This window comes from Pseudoalteromonas sp. T1lg76, from assembly GCF_002964725.1.
GTDB lineage: Bacteria > Pseudomonadota > Gammaproteobacteria > Enterobacterales > Alteromonadaceae > Pseudoalteromonas.
Map to the genome: position 1 here is coordinate 91576 of NZ_PQCE01000034.1, position 18377 is coordinate 109952.

Genomic DNA, 18377 nt, shown 5'->3' on the forward strand with positions numbered 1-18377 from the left:
TAGTTATGGATAAGGTTTTCAGTTTCGTAGCAGGATTATTTTTGCTGCTAGCCCCTCAGGCGCAGGCGGTGGAAGTTGATTTAAGCGACCCATATAAAATGGTGCGCCAGGTTGCCGATCAAACCTTTAAGCGTATCGAACATGACCAAAGCAAGATTGCCGCCGATAAAGAGCATCTAAAAGTGATAGTGGAAGAAGAGCTTCTTCCTTATGTCGATTATAAGTATGCCTCTTATCGCGTGCTGGCGAGCTATATTCAAAAGGCGCGTAATATCGAAGACCCTGAGGAGAAAAAGCAGGCCATCGAAAATATTAAGCGCTTTATGGATGTGTTTAAGGACTATCTGGTAGCCACTTATGCCGGGGTATTTACCCAATACACCAACCAAACCGTGGAATTCGACAGTGCGAAAGAGTTCGGTAGCGATACTGTGGTAGTGGTAAAAACCACGATTAAAGATCCGGGTAAGCCAGACATTGATATTGGCTTTAAAGTGCGTAAGGATAATAGCAATCAGTGGCGCGCTTATGACATGATAGCCGAAGGCATTAGTTTGCTTGATGCCAAACAAAGTGAGCTGCATGGTATTTTACGCCAGGAAGGCATTGAACATGTCATTGATTTACTAGAGAAGAAAAGTAAACTGCCAGTTCAGTTTCGTGGTGAAGGTGGCAATGAGTAGCCTGACCTTATCACAACTAAGTGATGACCAATTTACACTTAGCGGTGAATTAACCCGATATAGTGTTGCCGATAAGACCTTGGTACAGCAGCTGCTCGCCAGTGGCAGTACAAAGGTAGCACTGGATTTAAATGACGTTAGTCACGTTGATACCGCTGGGTTGGCCTGGTTATTAGACAGCTTGTCGCAGCTTCATAAGCAAGGTAAAGAGTTGCGATTACAGCATATCCCTGAACAGCTGCAAAAGTTGATGCAACTGGGTCAGGTCGACAAAATTTTTGAGTGAGAGTAATGCAAAGCAGTCAAGTTGAAGCTTTATTGAAAGACGAGCTAGGGCTCGAAGAAGTAATAGTTAAAGTTGAAGGTACCCACTATCAGGTGATCGCCGTGGGTGACTGCTTTGACGGGTTAACCCCGGTCAAAAAACAGCAGTTGGTGTATAAGCCACTGATGGAGCAAATCTCAGATGGCACCATACATGCTGTGACTATTCGTGCCTTTACGCCAGAACAGTGGCAGCGTGAACGCAAATTTATCCTTCCGCAATAACAGGCACAGTAATGGATCATTTTATTATTCAAGGTGGCACCCCGTTAAGCGGTGAGGTGACCATTTCCGGGGCGAAAAATGCCGCCCTGCCCATTCTATTTGCAGCCCTTTTAGCCGATTCTAAAAGCTGCTTTAGCAATGTTCCCAAATTACGCGATATCACTACCACGGAAGCCCTGCTAAAAGAGCTGGGTGCCGAGGTGTATTGGCAAGACGACAAGCTTATCGTCGATGGCGCTACGGTCGACAATATCCTGGCGCCGTATGAATTGGTAAAGCAAATGCGCGCCTCGGTCTTGGCCCTAGGCCCTTTATTGGCCCGCTTTGGTAAGGCCCAGGTTTCTTTGCCTGGCGGTTGTGCCATAGGCGCCCGTCCGGTCGATATTCATATTCAAGGCATGCGCCGCATGGGTGCACAGATTGAAGTGGAAAACGGCTATATTCACGCTCAGGTTGATGGTCGTCTTAAAGGCGCGGAAATCTTTATGGATACAGTGAGTGTAGGCGCTACGGAAAACTTGCTGATGGCAGCAACCCTGGCGGAAGGTAAAACCATACTGGAAAATGCCGCCCGCGAACCTGAAATCAGCGATCTTGCTAAGTACCTGAATAATATGGGTGCCAAGATCAGCGGTGCCGGCAGCAGCCGCATCGAGATTGAAGGGGTTGAGCGTCTAGGTGGTTGCGAGCATTCCATTTTGCCTGACCGTATCGAAACCGGCACCTTCTTGGTTGCTGCGGCCATGGCTAAAGGCGATATCCTGTGTAAGAACACGGATCATCTGAGCCTGGAGCCGGTAATTGAAAAGTTACGCGAAGCCAATGCCCATATTGAGGTCACTGAGAATACCATTTATCTGGATATGCGCGATCGTGAACTTAAAGCGGTCAACATTAAAACCTTACCGCACCCGGGTTTCCCGACCGATATGCAGGCCCAGTTTACCGCCCTAAACGTGGTAGCCAAGGGCAGCGCGACTATTACAGAGACCATCTTTGAAAACCGCTTTATGCACGTACCTGAGCTGCAGCGCATGGGTGCAGACATCCGCCTTGAGGGCAATACCGCCATTTGTGGTGATACCCCTAAATTAAGCGGTGCGCGAGTGATGGCCACGGACTTGCGTGCCTCGGCCAGTTTGATTCTTACCGGTATTATCGCCGAGGGCGAAACTCGTGTGGATCGCATCTATCACGTTGATAGAGGCTATGAGCATATCGAGGATAAGCTGACCGCGTTAGGCGCTAACATCAAGCGCGTAAGCGACTAACAGCGAACATAAAAAAAGCTGCCTGATGGCAGCTTTTTTTATATCAATAACATTACATACGAGTTTCCAGCTCGGCCACGGTAACCGTAAGCTTATGTAGTTCGCCATCGCGGTAGAGTTCAACCTCCAGCTCGGTGCCCGGGTTGGTATTGGCAATACGCTCAAGGCTTTGCTGTATATTGCTGACCGAGTGGCCACCCATACGAATAACTATATCGCCTTCTTTTATACCCGCCTGCCATGCCGGCCCAAGGGGGTCGAGCTTATTAATGCGCATGCCAGCTATGGCCATCTTATTATTGGTGACATCGCGCCCTTGTTTATCTACGGCTGTGACATCCATACCCATATAACCGCGTACCACACGGCCGTAGCGGATCAACTTATCCATCACGTCTTTGGCCAAGGAGTAGGGCACAGCAAAAAAAATCCCTTGAATATCCAGGTTGCTACGGGTTTTAAACTGGGCCGAGGTAATACCCACCAGATCGCCATGGGAATTAACCAGGGCGCCCCCCGAGTTACCGACGTTGATGGCGGCATCCATTTGTAACAGGCTTGAGTGTGAGCTGTCGGTGAGTCGCTGCTTACCCGTGGCACTGATAATGCCCTGGGTAATGGTTTGCCCCAGATTTAAGGGGTTACCTATGGCTAGGACCACATCGCCAACCTGGGGGGAAAAGGTTTCATCAATGGGAATGGTAGGCAGGCTTTGTGCGTTTATCTTTAACAGGGCCAGATCGGTGACGGTATCAAAACCCACCAGTTGCACATCACTAAAGTGGCGGCCATCGCTGAGCATCACCATGATCACATCGGCGCTATTGATAACATGGTAGTTGGTAAGAATATAACCATCTGCGCTCATTACTACGCCGGAGCCAATTTCCGATACCGTGCTTTGTTGCTGCATGTAACGGGGTTGAGTAGAAATGCGTTCGGAATAAACCGTGACCACGGCGGGTGCGGCGCGTTTTACGGCGGTGGCATAGCTCATATGTGAGCCGCTAAAGCCGTCGCTTGCCAACATTGGCAGTAAGGCATCCCGCAGCGAGGGTGTGGCCAGCACCATAATAAAGGCGAGCCCCAAACCGCTCAGCAGCGGCACGAGCACAAATCTGATTTGTTTTAGCACGAAATTAATAATTATTATTAGTTTGTTGAGCTAACAATGATGGCACAGAAGTAACAACAGCGGCAAGGGCGCCGCTGTTGAATTGTTGCAAGTCGAGGTGGTGCTTACTGAATCGGAGCGAAGAAGGTGCTGTTACCGCGGCGCACTACTAGCACTATATTGCCTTTAATATCGGCTATGGTGCTGGACAGCTCTCGCACTGTTTCTACGCGCTGGCGATTCACCTGAGTGATGATATCGCCTTCCTCTAAGCCGATACGGGCGGCAACCGAGCGGGGATCGACGCTATTGACTATCACGCCTTTGATGCCGTTACGCTTACCGGACTCGAGCTCGGCACCGGCCAGTGCCGGGTGCACTTCCGCCGCTTCTTTGGAGATATCACCGGCGGCGGCCAGGGTGACGTCCACTTCGATTTCATCGCCGTCACGATAGAGGCCGATTTCCACTTTCTTACCTTCGCCCAGGGTCGCTATTTTACCCTGTAGCTCCTGGAAGCTGCGTATATCATTGCCATTGACGCTGATGATCACATCGCCCGCCTTGATACCGGCCTTTTCAGCGGCCGAGTCTTCGACCACGCGCTCAACCATGGCGCCGCGCTTCACATCAAGATCCAGGGCTTCGGCGTAACCGGCATCCAGCGTGCGTCCGGAGATCCCCAGCGAGCCACGGCGTACCTGGCCAAACTCAATGATCTGATCGACCAAGTTCTTCATCATATTTGAAGGAATGGCAAAGCCGATGCCCACGTTGCCACCTGAGGCGCCGAGGATGGCGGTGTTGATGCCGATCAGCTCGCCCTTAAGGTTCACCAAGGCACCACCTGAGTTACCCTGGTTGATGGCGGCATCGGTTTGAATAAAGTCTTCGTATCCTTCAATATTGAGGCCGCTACGGCCAAGAGCACTGACAATGCCCGAGGTGACCGTGTGACTTAAACCAAAGGGGTTGCCTATGGCCACGGAGAAGTCGCCGACGCGTAGTTTGTCTGAGTCGGCCAGTTTAATTTCGGTCAGGTCTTTGCCTTCGATTTGCAAAAGGGCGATATCCGACTCTTTATCGGCGCCAATCAACTTGGCGGCAAATTCACGGCCGTCTTCTAAGGTCACCAGCATTTCTTCGGCATCGTCGATAACATGGTTGTTGGTAACTATATAACCGTCATCGGCATCTATGATCACGCCTGAGCCTAAGCCGCTAAAAGGGCGCTTTTGCGAGCGAGGCTGAGGGCGACCAAAGAAAAAGTCGAATGGGTCGACACGACCACGGACTTCCTTGGAGCCGGAAACGCGAATACTAACAACGCCAGGTGTTACGCGCTCGAGCATAGGCGCTAGGGTGGGGAGTTGTTGACCATCAACGGCAACGGGTAATTTTGCCTCGGCAAGGCCGGGCTGCATAAAAAATGTGGCCGATAAAATTGCGGCACTGAGAACTGATAACTTCATTTTCATAGTATAGACAAACTCCAAAAGAGAGGGCCGCGAAGCAGCCCGGTACCTATAAAGCTATTTTCTATACTGACTATGGGGATGCTAAATTAGTTCCTCAAGGGTAGAACGACTGCTTATTTATCAAGCAGATTGTCTTTGTTCAACATCCTTTTTCTCGCCTCGAAACAGTCCGGATTCACCGGCGGCATAGTCGGCCGGCTGGCTGTCATGGACTATGTTGCTGGAGTGGCGCTCTGGGCGCTGACTTAATGATGCCTGCAGTTGTTCCGTGGTTTCTTTAGAGAAAAACGGCTGGCTCTCACCCAGGTCCTTTTTGCTCAGCAATAAATGGTCGCTTTGCTGCACATGATGAGCCAACTGCTCATAGTTGTCTTTTAATTTATTGATCAGTCTATTAGTGCTATCCAAGTGGTCAGCGACGTCCTGGCGATATTGTTCCAGCTCGTTTTGTGCTTTTTCAGCTTGTTGCTCTAATTCTTCCTGCTTAAAGCGTTTTTTTGTAAACAAGCCACCAACAAAGAAGCTGCCAATGGCAATAATGATTACAACTCCAATCCAAGTAATAGTGGACATAGATTTCCCCTTCTGAAAACTTTCTTAGCCAAATATACGCTTTGTTATGAGCCGTGTTAAGATAGCGCGAAAATTTACCTCTTTGTACGCCGTTACTATCATGACTCCTTGGCAAAAATACCAACAAGACTTACAGCGTGACGACTTTCTCTATGATGCCGCTCAGGAAAATGCCGTTAGGCACCTGCAAAGGCTATTCGATGATATGGTCGCGCAACCACCCAAGCCGGCCGGTTTATTCGCAAGACTCTTTTCTAAGGATAGCACGAAGACCATTAAAGGGCTTTATTTTTGGGGTGGTGTTGGTCGTGGTAAGACCTACCTGGTAGATACCTTTTATGAGGCTTTGCCAACGGAACGTAAAATGCGTGTGCACTTCCACCGTTTTATGCACCGGGTGCATCATGAATTAAAGCAATTACAAGAGGTTAAGAACCCTCTTTTGGTGGTGGCCGATAAGCTTAAAAGTGAAACGGATATCATCTGTTTTGATGAGTTTTTCGTCCAAGATATCACCGATGCCATGCTTTTGGGCGGCTTAATGGAGGCCTTGTTCGAGCGTGGCATCATCTTGGTGGCAACCTCGAATATAGTGCCAGATGAGCTATATAAAAATGGCCTGCAACGAGCGCGCTTTTTACCCGCCATTGAGTTGGTTAAGGCCAATACCGAGGTGGTGAATGTAGACTCAGGTGTCGATTATCGTTTGCGTACGCTGGAGCAGGCGGAGATCTTCCACAGTCCTCTAGATGAGCAGGCGGATAAAAACCTCTTTGCTTATTTTGAGCAGCTCTCTCCAGAGCCCGGGCGCGCCAATGAAGAGATTGAAATCGAAGGGCGAATGATAGGCACCCGTATGGTCAGCGACTGTATCGTGATGTTTGATTTTGAGCAGCTTTGCGAAAGTGCGCGCTCTCAGGTCGACTATATGGAAATCTCCCGTCTTTATAACACTGTTTTGTTGGCCAATGTTAAGCTGATGGGCCAGCATAATGATGATGCGGCGCGCCGTTTTATCGCTCTGGTCGATGAATCTATGAACGTAATGTAACCTTGATCATCTCTGCCGAAGCGCCAATAGAGCAGCTTTACAGCAGTGGTCGGTTGAACTTTGAGTTTAAGCGTTGTGTTAGTCGTTTGCAGGAAATGCAGTCGCACGAATACCTAAAACGCCCTCATTTGGCCTGATCTTAGCGGTGCGTTTTGGTGCCGCCACTTCGACCCCTTAAAGGCGCGCAAAAAAACAGCTAAGCAGTAGTAATTCCCTATTTGCTTTGCTATACTCCCGCGCCTACCACTTGCCGTTCTACCTCGGTTCGTTTAGCCACTACTGAGGGTTAAGTCTTAAACTCGAAGGGGTTGAAGCATATTTAATAGAGCAGCAGAAAAATTTCTGCTTGTGGTTTTATAATTGTAAACATTGGATTTTTATAAATGAAAACGTTTGTTGCTAAGCCAGAATCAGTAAAACGTGACTGGTACGTAGTTGACGCTGAAGGTAAAACTTTAGGTCGTATCGCTACTGAGATCGCTCGTCGCCTACGCGGTAAGCATAAAGCTGAGTACACTCCTCATGTTGACACTGGTGATTACATCATCGTTATCAACGCGGAAAAAGTAACCGTAACTGGTAACAAGACTCAGGACAAGATGTACTACGCGCACACTGGCTTCCCAGGTGGCCTTAAGTCTATCAACTTCGAGAAACTTCAAGCTAAAAAGCCTGAAATGATCATCGAAAAAGCTGTTAAAGGCATGCTTCCACGCGGTCCTCTTGGCCGTGCAATGTACCGTAAACTTAAAGTTTACGCAGGTACCGAGCATAACCACGCTGCACAACAGCCTCAGGTTCTAGACATTTAAGGAGCACTAACTCATGGCAAATCAATACTACGGTACAGGTCGTCGTAAAAGTTCAAGTGCTCGCGTTTTCCTACGCCCAGGCACTGGCAACATCGTAATCAATCAACGTTCTATCGAAGAATATTTCGGTCGTGAAACTGCTCGCATGGTTGTTCGTCAGCCTCTAGAGCTAGTTGAAATGACTGAAAAGTTTGACCTTTACATCACTGTTGAAGGTGGTGGTACTACTGGTCAAGCTGGTGCTATCCGTCACGGTATCACTCGTGCGCTTATGGAGTTCGATGAATCACTTCGTCCTTCACTTCGTAAAGCTGGCTTTGTTACTCGCGACGCTCGTAAAGTTGAGCGTAAGAAAGTGGGTCTTAAGAAAGCACGTAAGAAAACACAGTTCTCGAAGCGTTAATTTATTACGTATCCAGAATTTCAAAACCCGGCTTTGCCTTTGGCAAACCGGGTTTTTTATTGCCTGTTTTCGACGCGGGGACGGCTTAGGTCTCTTTCGCCGAGAATATTTCATAATTTCCCCGATTTAATGCAAATCAAGCCGATAATTTTGAGAATTTTTTGCTACAATTGCCGGGCAAATAAACTAACGAAGTGATTTTAAACTACTTTGCTTGACTAGACCTTGATCTTTATCAGCGTCGGCGGCGAGTGTTTGCGATAACATAAACAGCACTGCTTGATAATCGAATACGCTTTTTGAACCCAGACTCAGTCGCTGAGAGGGTGCTTATTCGACTGTGAAACAGTGAATAACCTTGTTTTAATCAAGGCTTTTATTTATGATCGCTTCTATTTTGTAACTTCAAAAATTAACCTGCTGTAACTGATGTTCTCAATATAGCAAGTGTTGAGAATCATAGTGGAGATAAGTGGATGAGCAATGCGCCTGTAGACAACAGCCGACGCCGCTTTTTGACCATTGCTACCTCTGTTGTAGGTGGTGTGGGTGCGGTTGGAGCTGCTGTTCCTTTTATTGCGTCTTGGAACCCTAGTGAGAGAGCTAAATCTGCGGGTGCTCCCGTAGAAGTGGATATCTCTAAACTAGAGCCTGGACAATTAATCCGTGTTGAATGGCGAGGCAAACCTGTTTGGGTAATCTCGCGTACGCCGGAAATGCTAGAACAACTTAAAGCACACGAAGATCAACTCCGTGATCCTCAGTCTGATGAACCGCAACAGCCTGGGTTTGCCAAGAACGAATTCCGTTCAATCAAAGAAACTATCTTTGTGGCCGTGGGTATTTGTACTCACCTGGGTTGTTCTCCTAGCTTCCTACAAGGTGGCTTTGGTGAGAAAGTGGAAGGCACAGACGATGGTTTCTTCTGTCCATGTCATGGTTCTAAATTTGATATGGCCGGTCGAGTATTCCAGTCGGTTCCAGCTCCTCTAAACCTAGAGATCCCTCCTTATTACTTCATTGACGACACAACTATTCTAGTTGGTGCTGAGCAAGGCGAAGGGGTAGCATAATGTTTGGTAATATTATCAACTGGATTGATGAACGTATTCCTATGACTCGCGTCTGGAATATGCACATCGCACAATATCCCGCACCGAAAAACTTTAACTTCTGGTACTTCTTTGGCTCACTAGCCATGCTAGTACTAGTAAACCAGATCGTTACTGGTATCTGGCTAACCATGAACTTCGTTCCTTCGGCCGAAGGTGCGTTTGCTTCCGTTGAATACATCATGCGTGACGTAGAATACGGCTGGTTGCTGCGTTATCTCCACTCTACTGGCGCCTCGGCGTTCTTCGTAGTGGTTTATTTGCACATGTTCCGTGGCATGATCTACGGTTCATACCAGAAGCCGCGTGAACTACTGTGGCTATTCGGTATGTTTATCTTCCTAGCGCTAATGGCTGAAGCCTTCATGGGTTATCTACTACCTTGGGGTCAGATGTCATTCTGGGGTGCTCAGGTAATTATCTCATTATTCGGTGCTATTCCGGTGATTGGTGATGACCTTACCCTGTGGATCCGTGGTGACTACGTAATCTCAGGTGCAACGCTTAACCGCTTCTTCGCCCTACACGTAATCGCACTGCCGCTGGTACTTGTTATCCTAGTGTTCTTGCACATTGTTGCTCTTCACGAAGTGGGTTCAAACAACCCAGACGGTGTTGAAATCAAGCGTAAGAAAGGCACGGTTGCCGAAGAAGACAAGCCAAAATTCAAGTTCCACGAATACTACACAAACAAGAAAGACATCGTTGATGCGATTCCTTTCCACCCTTACTACACGGTAAAAGATATTGTGGGTGTTGTGGGCTTCTTAATCCTATTCTGCTACGTAGTGTTCTTTGCGCCGGCTATGGGTGGTTTCTTCCTAGAAGCGCCAAACTTTGAAGCGGCAAACCCGCTGAAAACGCCTGAGCACATCTTCCCTGTTTGGTACTTCACGCCTTTCTATGCGATTTTGCGTGCGATTCCAGACAAGCTAATGGGTGTAATCGCCATGGGTGCGTCAATTGTAGTGCTAGCGCTGCTACCTTGGATTGACCGTGGTAAAGTTAAATCAATCCGCTACCGTTGTGGTTTCCACAAGCTGAACATTGCTCAGTTCGTTGTAACCTTCGTTATCCTTGGCTGGGTAGGTGCAACTCCACAAACTGACTTCAAAACGATTTTGTCGCAGATTTGTACAGTTACTTACTTTATGTTCTTCGTGCTACTGTTCTTCTACTCTAAGAACGAGAAGACCAAGCCATTGCCAGAGAGGTTGACTAAGTGATGAAAAAACTAGTAATCGGTTTATTCGCATTGCTGCCAACGCTATCAATGGCAGCGGGTCCTTCGATGCCTTTGCAAGAAGCAAACATCGACCTAACGGATCAAGCATCATTACAACGCGGTGCTAAGCTATTTATGAACTACTGCCTTGGTTGTCACCAAATGCAGTACCAGCGTTATGAGCGTACTTTCCGCGATATCGGTATTCCTACCGATATCGGCCAGGAAACGCTTATTTTCGACGGTTCGAAAGTAGGTAGCCACATCACCAATGCGATGGAAAAAGACGATGCTGCAAAATGGTTCGGTGCTGCGCCACCGGATTTAACACTGATTTCACGTGTTAAATCACCTGACTACATCTACACCTACTTAAAGTCGTTCTATAAAGATGAGTCGCGTCCATTTGGCGTAAACAACATTGTGTTCCCTTCTGTAGGTATGCCGCACGTTCTTCAAGAACTACAAGGTCTACCAAATCCTGTATTCGAGGAAGTGGAAGAGCACGGAAAAACAGTTAAGAAAGTGGTAGCGGTTGAAACCGACGGCCAGGGTGAAATGAGTGTTGACGAGTATGATCATGCTGCTCGCGACATTGCTAACTTCCTAGCCTATGTAGGTGAGCCTTCACGTTTAGATTCAGAGTCTTTAGGTATCAAGGTTATTGGTTTCCTATTTATCCTCTTTATCTTTGCTTTCTTACTGAAGAAAGAATACTGGCGTGATGTTCATTAATTAGAATAATCAACCAGTTAACTCAATAGGGGCGTATGCCCCTATTGCCGTTTAAAATCATTGCTGTGAATTTAGTCAGGCTAGGCACTGTGATGACGCAAAAAGTATGTTGTACTTTGTGATTTTTTAATGGAGGTAGGCATGGCCGTTGCTGCCAATAAACGCCCTGTAATGACGCTGTTTTCCGGCGCGAATTGTATGTACAGCCATCAAGTTCGTATTGTCTTGGCTGAGAAAGGCGTGAGCGTGGATATCCATTTGGCGGAGAAAGATAACCTGCCAGAAGCATTACACGAAATTAACCCGTACGGTACGGTTCCTACTTTGATCGATCGTGAGCTAGGTCTTTACCAAGCAAACATCATCATGGAATATTTGGATGAGCGCTTCCCGCACCCTCCATTAATGCCTGTGTACCCGGTAATGCGTGGTCGCAGCCGCTTGATGATGCACCGCATTGACACCGACTGGTATTCGCTTGCTGCGAAGATCCTGGCCGGTGGCAGCGATGCCGAGCAAGCACGCAAAGAGCTGACCGAAGCACTGCTTGCGGTAGCACCTATTTTCAATGAAGCACCATACTTTATGAGCGAAGAGTTCAGCCTAGTTGATTGCTACCTGGCGCCGCTATTATGGCGTTTACCTGAGCTTGGTATCGAGCTTGCCGGTGCTGGCAGCAAAGAGCTGAAAGAGTACATGATTCGCTTGTTTGAGCGTGAATCGTTCCAAGCGTCATTGACTGAAGCAGAACGTGAGATTCGTCTCTAATGACACCTAACAGACCTTATCTGTTACGTGCCTTTTACGACTGGATAGTCGACAACCAGTGCACACCGCACTTGGTTGTCGATGCCGAGTTTGCTCAGGTACAGGTACCGACTCAGTTTGTTCAAGACGGACAAATTGTGTTGAACATCAGCCCGAGCGCTGTAATGCAATTTTCAATGGATAACCGAGCATTGACCTTTAATGCTCGCTTTGGTGGTCAGCCCATGCAGGTGTATGTACCCATGGGAGCTGTATTGGCCATCTATGCCCGAGAAAATGGCGAAGGCACGGTATTTACTCAAGAAGAGTTATACGAAGAGCAGGATCGTTCTGAATCAGTACAATCAACTGCCGAGTCTGAGCCGCAACAACCGCAGGCCGGGTTCGAGGCAATTGACAATCCAAACCCACAAGCAAGCCGTGAGAACAGTCAGGACGACGGCAAAGGCAAAAAAGCTAATCACTTAAAAGTGATTAAGTAGCCTACTCAGATTCGGCTTAAGTAGAAATCCATCGTAAGCAGGGCTAAGTTCTAAAAGTGCGCTGGATTTCTCTAATCGACCCACCGCCCACTGTGATTATTTGCAGTATTATGCTTGAAAACAGGCATAAATTACTGAGATAATCTCCCCCTTGAATTTTGGGGCCAGTCGCGAGGCGGGGTTTTATTTCAAATTTTAGAGTTCGTTTGTACTAAAAGATATGGCTGAGAAACGTAATATATTTCTAGTAGGTCCCATGGGGGCCGGAAAGAGCACAATTGGTCGCCACATTGCAGACCAACTGCACCTTGAGTTTTATGACTCGGATAACGAAATCGAGCGCCGCACCGGTGCCGACATTGCTTGGGTATTTGATATCGAAGGCGAAGATGGTTTCCGTCGTCGTGAAGAAGCGGTGATCACAGATCTAACCGAGCTTCAGGGTATCGTATTAGCAACAGGTGGTGGCTCAGTAGTCAGTAAAGAAGTACGCAACAAACTGTCTGCTCGCGGTATCGTGGTATACCTTGAGACCCCAATCGAAAAACAGGTTGCCCGCACCCAGCGTGATAAACGACGTCCGTTACTGCAAACAGAAGAAGCGCCGCAGCATGTGTTGGAGCGTCTAGCCGAAGAGCGCAACCCGCTGTATCAAGAAATCGCCGACTTTGTTGTGCGTACCGATGAGCAGAGTGCGAAAGTTGTGGCTAACCAAATCATCGAGAAGCTTAACTTCTAAATATCCCAAGGAGAATTGCGCATGCTGGAACTCAATGTTGAACTCGGTGAGCGCAGTTATCCCATCTTTATTGGTAACGAGTTAATACAAGACGGTGCGCGCCTGCAGCAATATGTAGGCGAGCGACGCGCGGTAATCGTTACCAATGAAACCATAGCACCTCTCTACCTGGACACCCTGATTGCCAGCTTGGCAGATAAGGATCTTCTTGTCTTCGTAATGCCCGACGGTGAGCAACACAAAACATTGGAATGGTTTGAGCGCCTCAATGCCTTTTTGTTAGAGCACAACTGTGGCCGCGATACCATTTTGCTGGCTTTGGGTGGCGGGGTTATTGGTGACCTGACCGGTTTTGTTGCTGCCTGTTATCAGCGCGGCGTACCTTTTGTGCAGATCCCTACCACCTTGTTGTCGCAAGTGGATTCATCCGTAGGCGGTAAAACCGCGGTTAATCACCCCTTGGGCAAGAATATGATCGGTGCCTTTTATCAGCCTCAGGCTGTGTTTATCGATACCGCTGCGCTGGCCACCTTACCGGCCAAGGAATTTGCCGCCGGTATGGCCGAGGTGATTAAATACGGCTTGATCTACGACCTTGATTTGTTCGAGTTACTTGAGCGTAATGTTGAAGAGATCAAGGCCTTGGATGCTCAGCTATTGCCAAGGGTGATACAGCGTTGCTGTGCCATTAAGGCGGAGATAGTAGCGGCGGACGAAAAAGAAGCCGGGCTTAGGGCCTTGCTTAATTTAGGTCATACTTTTGGTCATGCTATCGAAGCTGAAATGGGCTACGGCGCCTGGCTTCACGGTGAAGCGGTCGCGGTCGGTATGGTGCTGGCAGCACAACTGGCACACAGCCGAGGCAAGCTAAGTAGTGCCGAGGTTGAGCGTATTATTGCCTTGCTCAAAGCCTATGATCTACCAGTGCAAATCCCAGATGAAATGACCCCAGCGCAGTTTCTTGCCCATATGCGCAAGGACAAAAAAAACAAAGCGGGACGCATTCGCTTTATTCTGCCTAGCCAATTTGGACGTTGTGAATTGGTTGATGATGTCAGCGACGCCGAGCTAGAAACCCTGCTCACACGCTAATACAATCGCTCCTCCTGCCTGTGGCCTATAATGGTCAGCACCAATAAGAAGGTGCAGTGCGCCTTATCATAGTGCCGTTAAAGGCCGGCATGTGCTTACCTGGGCTCAGGCCGTGTCTAAGAATGAACTAACCTCTTAGTTGGCGGCGATACGCCTACTAATTGGTGAGGCCCAGCGCTAAGGTAAACAAATAGCGCAGATAAAAGGGGAGATAAACTCGCAACAGTCCCCTGAATTGCGGTAGAATTTGGCGTTGACCCCGGTATTTACATTTACCCTTGTGGTGCACCGGGAGTGAGATAATAATTAAAGATGAGCTAGTAGAATAGATGCAAAAGAAAACCCGTGCTTTCCTGAAATGGGCGGGCGGCAAATACAGTTTGGTCGAAGATATCGCCAAACGTTTAGATCAAGCTCAGGAGCTCACCGGCAGCTCTGCATCTACGCTCGTTGAACCCTTTGTTGGCGCCGGCTCGGTGTTTCTAAATACCAATTTTAAGCATTACGTGCTTAACGATATCAATGCGGATCTAATCAACCTCTATAAAGAATTAGCCCATGCGCCTGATGAGTTTATCAGTGATGCGCGTAAGCTGTTTTGCGAGCTTAATAATGACGCCGATGTCTATTATGGCTTGCGGGCTCGCTTTAACGAAAGTCGCGATGCCTACGAACGCGCCATCCTATTCCTCTATATGAATCGTCATGGTTACAATGGCTTGTGCCGTTATAATCTTAAAGGCATTTTTAATGTGCCTTTTGGAAAATATAAAAAGCCTTATTTCCCCGAAGCGGAAATGTATTTCTTTGCTGAAAAGGCACAGCAAGCCACCTTTACCTGTTTAAGCTATCGCGATGTCTTTGCTTCATTACCGCAAGATGCCGTGGTTTATTGCGATCCTCCCTATGTGCCGCTGAGTAAAACCGCATCCTTTACCAGCTACGCCAAAGGCGGTTTTAACCTAGACGACCAAGCGAACCTGGCCAACTTGGCAGAGCAGGCCGCGGGTGAACAGCAAACTTCGGTACTGATCTCTAACCACGATACCTTATGGACCAGAAAGATCTATGAGCAGGCGGATATTGATGTGCTCAAGGTAAAGCGCACCATCAGCCCTAAGGGGAATGGTCGCAATAAGGTCAATGAATTGATGGCTATGTATTTATCCGGTCGCCAATACCAGTTGAACCAGGCCAAACACGGCTAGGACAAAAATAACAAACAGGGCGATGGCGAGGGCGATAATGATCTTGGGGTTATGATTGCTGAAGTCTTGTTGACGTTTGGCGTCGCTTTGTACACCAAAAAAGGCCGCGACCACAGTTTGAATTTGTGACCACATAAGAATTCCTGCCTAGTAGGAAGTATTAGAGAATTGTCGGGCGCTTTCCTTGTTGTCGTTACGGCTAAGTAATTCCAACAAGTCTAAATAATGAAATTGGGCACTGCGGCTGTCGCCGGCAAACCAAGCAAACCAAGATTGTTCACCATCAGGATTAGCACAGTCTTGAGTTTGTTCGCCGTACGCATTGGTATCACAAACGCATTGGCTATAGGTTTCAGAGTTAAGAGATGAGCCAGATTGGATAGCAAAAGTGCCAACAATCATAGCAGTAGTTGCAACGCCTGCTAACAACGCATGTTTTTTCAGCACTAACAACATATCCCTCTCCGATCCTTAACTAGTCACTAGAGCTTACGCAAAGTTGTTTAAAAAAACAACTGAACTTTTAAAAATAATTAAACTTTTTACTTTAAAAACAAGGGTGTAATGTTTAATTTATGTTAACGGTTGGGCTTTAACGTTTTGTTTCTAAATAATTCGTCGGGATCGATGAAAAACCTCGCAAAAATAAACATACGCTAACAACTATGCGTATTTTTCGTTAAAGTATAGGCCCCGTTCAAAGGAGCAGTATTATGAAAGACTACCTGATCGCGCCCTCGATCCTTTCCGCCGACTTTGCCCGTCTTGGTGAAGACGTAGAGCGAGTTATTTCCGCCGGCGCCGATGTGGTGCATTTTGATGTGATGGATAATCACTATGTGCCGAACCTGACGTTTGGTCCCATGGTGTGTAAGGCGCTTAGAGATTATGGCATCACGGCACCTATTGATGTGCACCTGATGGTGAAGCCGGTCGACAGCCTGATCCCTGAATTTGCCAAGGCTGGTGCCAGCATTATTACCTTCCACCCCGAGGCCAGCGAGCATGTGGATCGTACCCTGGCTCTGATCAAGGAGCATGGTTGTCAGGCAGGTCTGGTATTTAACCCGGCGACACCGCTGCATATTATTGAGCATGTTATTGATAAGCTGGATGTTATCTTATTAATGTCAGTTAACCCTGGGTTTGGCGGCCAGAGCTTTATTCCTCATACCTTGGAAAAGCTTAAGCAGGTACGTGCCATCATAGATGCCAGTGGTCGTGATATTCGACTTGAGGTCGACGGTGGTGTGAAGGTGGATAATATTGCCGAAGTGGCGGCCGCCGGTGCCGATATGTTTGTAGCCGGTTCGGCTATTTTTAGTCAATCCGACTATCAGGTAGTCATCGAGCAGATGCGCAGCGAACTCGCCAAGGTTGCTCAGTGAAATACCAGGCGCTGATATTTGATCTTGATGGCACCCTGGTCGACAGCGTGCCGGATATGTACATAGCGGTGAACCTGATGCTTACCGATCTGGCTCGACCGGTGATCTCTCACGCCATGGTCAGCCAGTTTGTCGGTAATGGCATAGAGCAGCTAGTGGTGCGTGCGCTTAGTGGTGATATGGAGCCCAATCCGTTGCTAACGGAGCAGGAGATTGGCCGTGCCAACGAGCTGTTCTGCCACCATTATCTTGCGGTGTTGGGCCAGTATTCGCAGCTTTACCCCCATGTTGAAACTGTATTGGCGGCCTTTGCGGCTACGCCCAAGGCTCTGGTCACCAACAAGGCCCGATGTTTTACCGAGGCTTTATTGCAACAGCTGGGTATTGCCAGTCATTTTCAGGTGATTGTGTGTGGCGATGATGGCAAGAAAAAACCTTCGCCCGAGCCCTTGTTAAAGGCTTGCCAGCAGCTTGGTGTCGAACCGGCTCAAGCCTTGATGATCGGCGACTCGAAATCGGATCTGCTGGCGGCACAAGCAGCGGCCATGGATGCCCTGGCTTTGAGCGGCGGTTATCACCAGGGGGAAGACCTGCGCCAGTACAATCCAGAGTACCTCTGTGACCAATTCTTAGATATAATCACCGCCATTAATCGATAAGCAATAAAGGAACATCATGAGTAAACCAGTAGTGTTAAGCGGCATTCAGCCAACAGGTGGTATGACAATCGGCAATTATGTTGGCGCCATTAACCAGTGGCTTAGCTTGCAAGAGCATCATGAAAGTTACTTTATGCTGGTTGACCTGCATGCCATCACCATTCGCCAAGAGCCGGAAGTATTACGCTCGCGTGTGCTTGATGGTGTGGCCCTTTATGCGGCTTGTGGTATCGACCCGGAAAAAGCAGCGTTATTCGTGCAATCTCAGGTGCCTGAGCATGCGCAGCTGGCCTGGGTGTTGAACTGCTACGCGCAAATGGGCGAACTTAACCGCATGACACAGTTCAAGGATAAGTCGGCCAAGCACGCCAACAATGTCAATGTTGGTCTATTTGCCTATCCTGTGTTACAGGCGGCCGATATCCTCCTGTATCAGGCGGATCAGGTGCCGGTAGGTGAAGACCAAAAGCAACACTTGGAGCTGACCCGAGATATCGCCACGCGCTTTAACAACCTTTATGGTGAAGTATTTAAGCTGCCAGAGCCTTATATTCCTGAGTTTGGTGCCCGTGTAATGAGCTTGCAGGATCCATTGAAGAAGATGTCCAAGTCGGATGAAAACCCAAATGGTTACATCATGCTTCTGGACGAGCCTAAGAAGATCGAGAAAAAGCTGAAAAAAGCGGTGACAGACTCTGACGAGCAGGCACGTATTTACTTTGATCGTCAGGAAAAGCCGGGCGTATCAAACTTGTTGACCTTACTGTCGGTAGCAACCAAGCGTTCTATCGATGATCTGGTGCCTGAGTACGAAGACAAGATGTATGGTCACTTGAAGAAGGACACCGCCGATGCCGTGGTAGCCATGATTGAGCCTATTCAACAGCGCTTTAAAGAGATCCGTGCGGATCAGGCGTTGTTGGATCAGATCATGCGCAGCGGCGCTGAGAAAGCCAGAGCGAAGGCAGCGCCGACATTAAAAGCAGTGTACGACGCACTTGGCTTTATTCCGCGTCCTTAAGCGTTAGGGCAGAA

General features: G+C 48.1%; 22 protein-coding genes and 1 pseudogene. 18 read left to right on the forward strand and 5 right to left on the reverse strand.

Annotated elements, in window-relative coordinates; all coding sequences use genetic code 11:
* The first annotated feature begins 5 nt into the window (after positions 1-5).
* Genes C2M35_RS12880 through murA form a run of 4 tightly spaced genes read left to right on the forward strand, consistent with a single transcriptional unit; the run spans position 6 to position 2503 of the window.
* A complete protein-coding gene (locus C2M35_RS12880; RefSeq protein WP_105200058.1) occupies positions 6-683 on the forward strand; it encodes an MlaC/ttg2D family ABC transporter substrate-binding protein in 678 nt (225 codons plus the stop codon).
* A complete protein-coding gene (locus C2M35_RS12885) occupies positions 676-969 on the forward strand; it encodes an STAS domain-containing protein (RefSeq protein ID WP_105265521.1) in 294 nt (97 codons plus the stop codon). Before C2M35_RS12880 ends, C2M35_RS12885 begins: the two co-directional genes overlap by 8 nt.
* Positions 970-974: 5 nt before the next feature.
* On the forward strand, positions 975-1232 hold the full coding sequence (locus C2M35_RS12890) for a BolA family protein (RefSeq protein WP_105200060.1): 258 nt from the start codon (positions 975-977) through the stop codon (positions 1230-1232).
* 11 nt (positions 1233-1243) lie between these two features.
* A complete protein-coding gene (gene murA / locus C2M35_RS12895; RefSeq protein ID WP_105200061.1) occupies positions 1244-2503 on the forward strand; it encodes a UDP-N-acetylglucosamine 1-carboxyvinyltransferase in 1260 nt (419 codons plus the stop codon).
* A gap of 52 nt (positions 2504-2555) precedes the next feature.
* Here murA and C2M35_RS12900 read toward each other — a convergent pair whose 3' ends face one another.
* The 3 genes from C2M35_RS12900 to C2M35_RS12910 form a co-directional block, all read right to left on the reverse strand.
* Complete coding sequence (locus C2M35_RS12900) at positions 2556-3638, reverse strand: trypsin-like peptidase domain-containing protein (RefSeq protein ID WP_105200062.1); 1083 nt, start codon at positions 3636-3638, stop codon at positions 2556-2558.
* A 104-nt stretch (positions 3639-3742) separates the two neighbouring features.
* Positions 3743-5095, reverse strand: coding sequence for a DegQ family serine endoprotease (locus C2M35_RS12905; RefSeq protein WP_105214878.1), 1353 nt, complete (start codon positions 5093-5095; stop codon positions 3743-3745).
* Between the two features lie 120 nt (positions 5096-5215).
* Positions 5216-5668, reverse strand: a complete 453-nt coding sequence (locus C2M35_RS12910; protein WP_105200063.1) for a YhcB family protein — start codon at positions 5666-5668, stop codon at positions 5216-5218.
* 100 nt (positions 5669-5768) lie between these two features.
* Here C2M35_RS12910 and zapE point away from each other — a divergent pair.
* From zapE to C2M35_RS12965, 11 genes and pseudogenes are all read left to right on the forward strand, one after another.
* Positions 5769-6856 (forward strand): annotated as a pseudogene (zapE, locus tag C2M35_RS12915) (cell division protein ZapE).
* A 246-nt stretch (positions 6857-7102) separates the two neighbouring features.
* Positions 7103-7531 carry a 50S ribosomal protein L13 gene (gene rplM / locus C2M35_RS12920; RefSeq protein WP_105187995.1) on the forward strand — a complete coding sequence of 143 codons (429 nt, stop codon included), beginning with the start codon at positions 7103-7105 and terminating at the stop codon, positions 7529-7531.
* A 13-nt stretch (positions 7532-7544) separates the two neighbouring features.
* A complete protein-coding gene (rpsI, locus tag C2M35_RS12925) occupies positions 7545-7934 on the forward strand; it encodes a 30S ribosomal protein S9 (protein WP_105200064.1) in 390 nt (129 codons plus the stop codon).
* Between the two features lie 476 nt (positions 7935-8410).
* Positions 8411-9007, forward strand: coding sequence for a ubiquinol-cytochrome c reductase iron-sulfur subunit (gene petA / locus C2M35_RS12930; RefSeq protein ID WP_105200065.1), 597 nt, complete (start codon positions 8411-8413; stop codon positions 9005-9007).
* Positions 9007-10272, forward strand: a complete 1266-nt coding sequence (locus C2M35_RS12935; protein ID WP_105200066.1) for a cytochrome b — start codon at positions 9007-9009, stop codon at positions 10270-10272. Before petA ends, C2M35_RS12935 begins: the two co-directional genes overlap by 1 nt.
* Complete coding sequence (locus C2M35_RS12940) at positions 10269-11006, forward strand: cytochrome c1 (protein ID WP_105200067.1); 738 nt, start codon at positions 10269-10271, stop codon at positions 11004-11006. The genes C2M35_RS12935 and C2M35_RS12940 overlap by 4 nt, the downstream gene beginning before the upstream one ends.
* A gap of 141 nt (positions 11007-11147) precedes the next feature.
* On the forward strand, positions 11148-11774 hold the full coding sequence (sspA, locus tag C2M35_RS12945; RefSeq protein WP_105200068.1) for a stringent starvation protein SspA: 627 nt from the start codon (positions 11148-11150) through the stop codon (positions 11772-11774).
* Complete coding sequence (locus tag C2M35_RS12950; RefSeq protein WP_105200069.1) at positions 11774-12256, forward strand: ClpXP protease specificity-enhancing factor; 483 nt, start codon at positions 11774-11776, stop codon at positions 12254-12256. The genes sspA and C2M35_RS12950 overlap by 1 nt, the downstream gene beginning before the upstream one ends.
* A 220-nt stretch (positions 12257-12476) precedes the next feature.
* Positions 12477-12995: a shikimate kinase AroK gene (gene aroK, locus C2M35_RS12955; RefSeq protein WP_105187988.1), complete on the forward strand. Its 519-nt coding sequence runs from the start codon at positions 12477-12479 to the stop codon at positions 12993-12995.
* A gap of 21 nt (positions 12996-13016) precedes the next feature.
* Entirely contained in the window at positions 13017-14087 is a 1071-nt protein-coding gene (gene aroB / locus C2M35_RS12960; RefSeq protein ID WP_105265522.1) for a 3-dehydroquinate synthase, read from the forward strand.
* A 329-nt stretch (positions 14088-14416) separates the two neighbouring features.
* Complete coding sequence (locus C2M35_RS12965) at positions 14417-15295, forward strand: Dam family site-specific DNA-(adenine-N6)-methyltransferase (protein ID WP_105200071.1); 879 nt, start codon at positions 14417-14419, stop codon at positions 15293-15295.
* Here C2M35_RS12965 and C2M35_RS12970 read toward each other — a convergent pair.
* The gene (locus C2M35_RS12970; RefSeq protein ID WP_105200072.1) at positions 15251-15430 is read right to left on the reverse strand and encodes a DUF2970 domain-containing protein; all 180 of its coding nucleotides are present in this window, start codon (positions 15428-15430) and stop codon (positions 15251-15253) included. The genes C2M35_RS12965 and C2M35_RS12970 overlap by 45 nt on opposite strands.
* 12 nt (positions 15431-15442) lie before the next feature.
* Positions 15443-15751 carry a hypothetical protein gene (locus C2M35_RS12975; RefSeq protein ID WP_105214874.1) on the reverse strand — a complete coding sequence of 103 codons (309 nt, stop codon included), beginning with the start codon at positions 15749-15751 and terminating at the stop codon, positions 15443-15445.
* 257 nt (positions 15752-16008) lie between these two features.
* Here C2M35_RS12975 and rpe point away from each other — a divergent pair, with 257 nt between their 5' ends.
* From rpe to trpS, 3 genes are read left to right on the forward strand one after another with little or no spacing between them, the layout of a single operon-like run.
* Positions 16009-16683 carry a ribulose-phosphate 3-epimerase gene (gene rpe / locus C2M35_RS12980; protein ID WP_105265523.1) on the forward strand — a complete coding sequence of 225 codons (675 nt, stop codon included), beginning with the start codon at positions 16009-16011 and terminating at the stop codon, positions 16681-16683.
* A complete protein-coding gene (locus C2M35_RS12985) occupies positions 16680-17342 on the forward strand; it encodes an HAD-IA family hydrolase (protein WP_105258139.1) in 663 nt (220 codons plus the stop codon). Before rpe ends, C2M35_RS12985 begins: the two co-directional genes overlap by 4 nt.
* A 16-nt stretch (positions 17343-17358) precedes the next feature.
* Positions 17359-18363: a tryptophan--tRNA ligase gene (trpS, locus tag C2M35_RS12990; protein ID WP_105200076.1), complete on the forward strand. Its 1005-nt coding sequence runs from the start codon at positions 17359-17361 to the stop codon at positions 18361-18363.
* Positions 18364-18377: the final 14 nt, after the last annotated feature.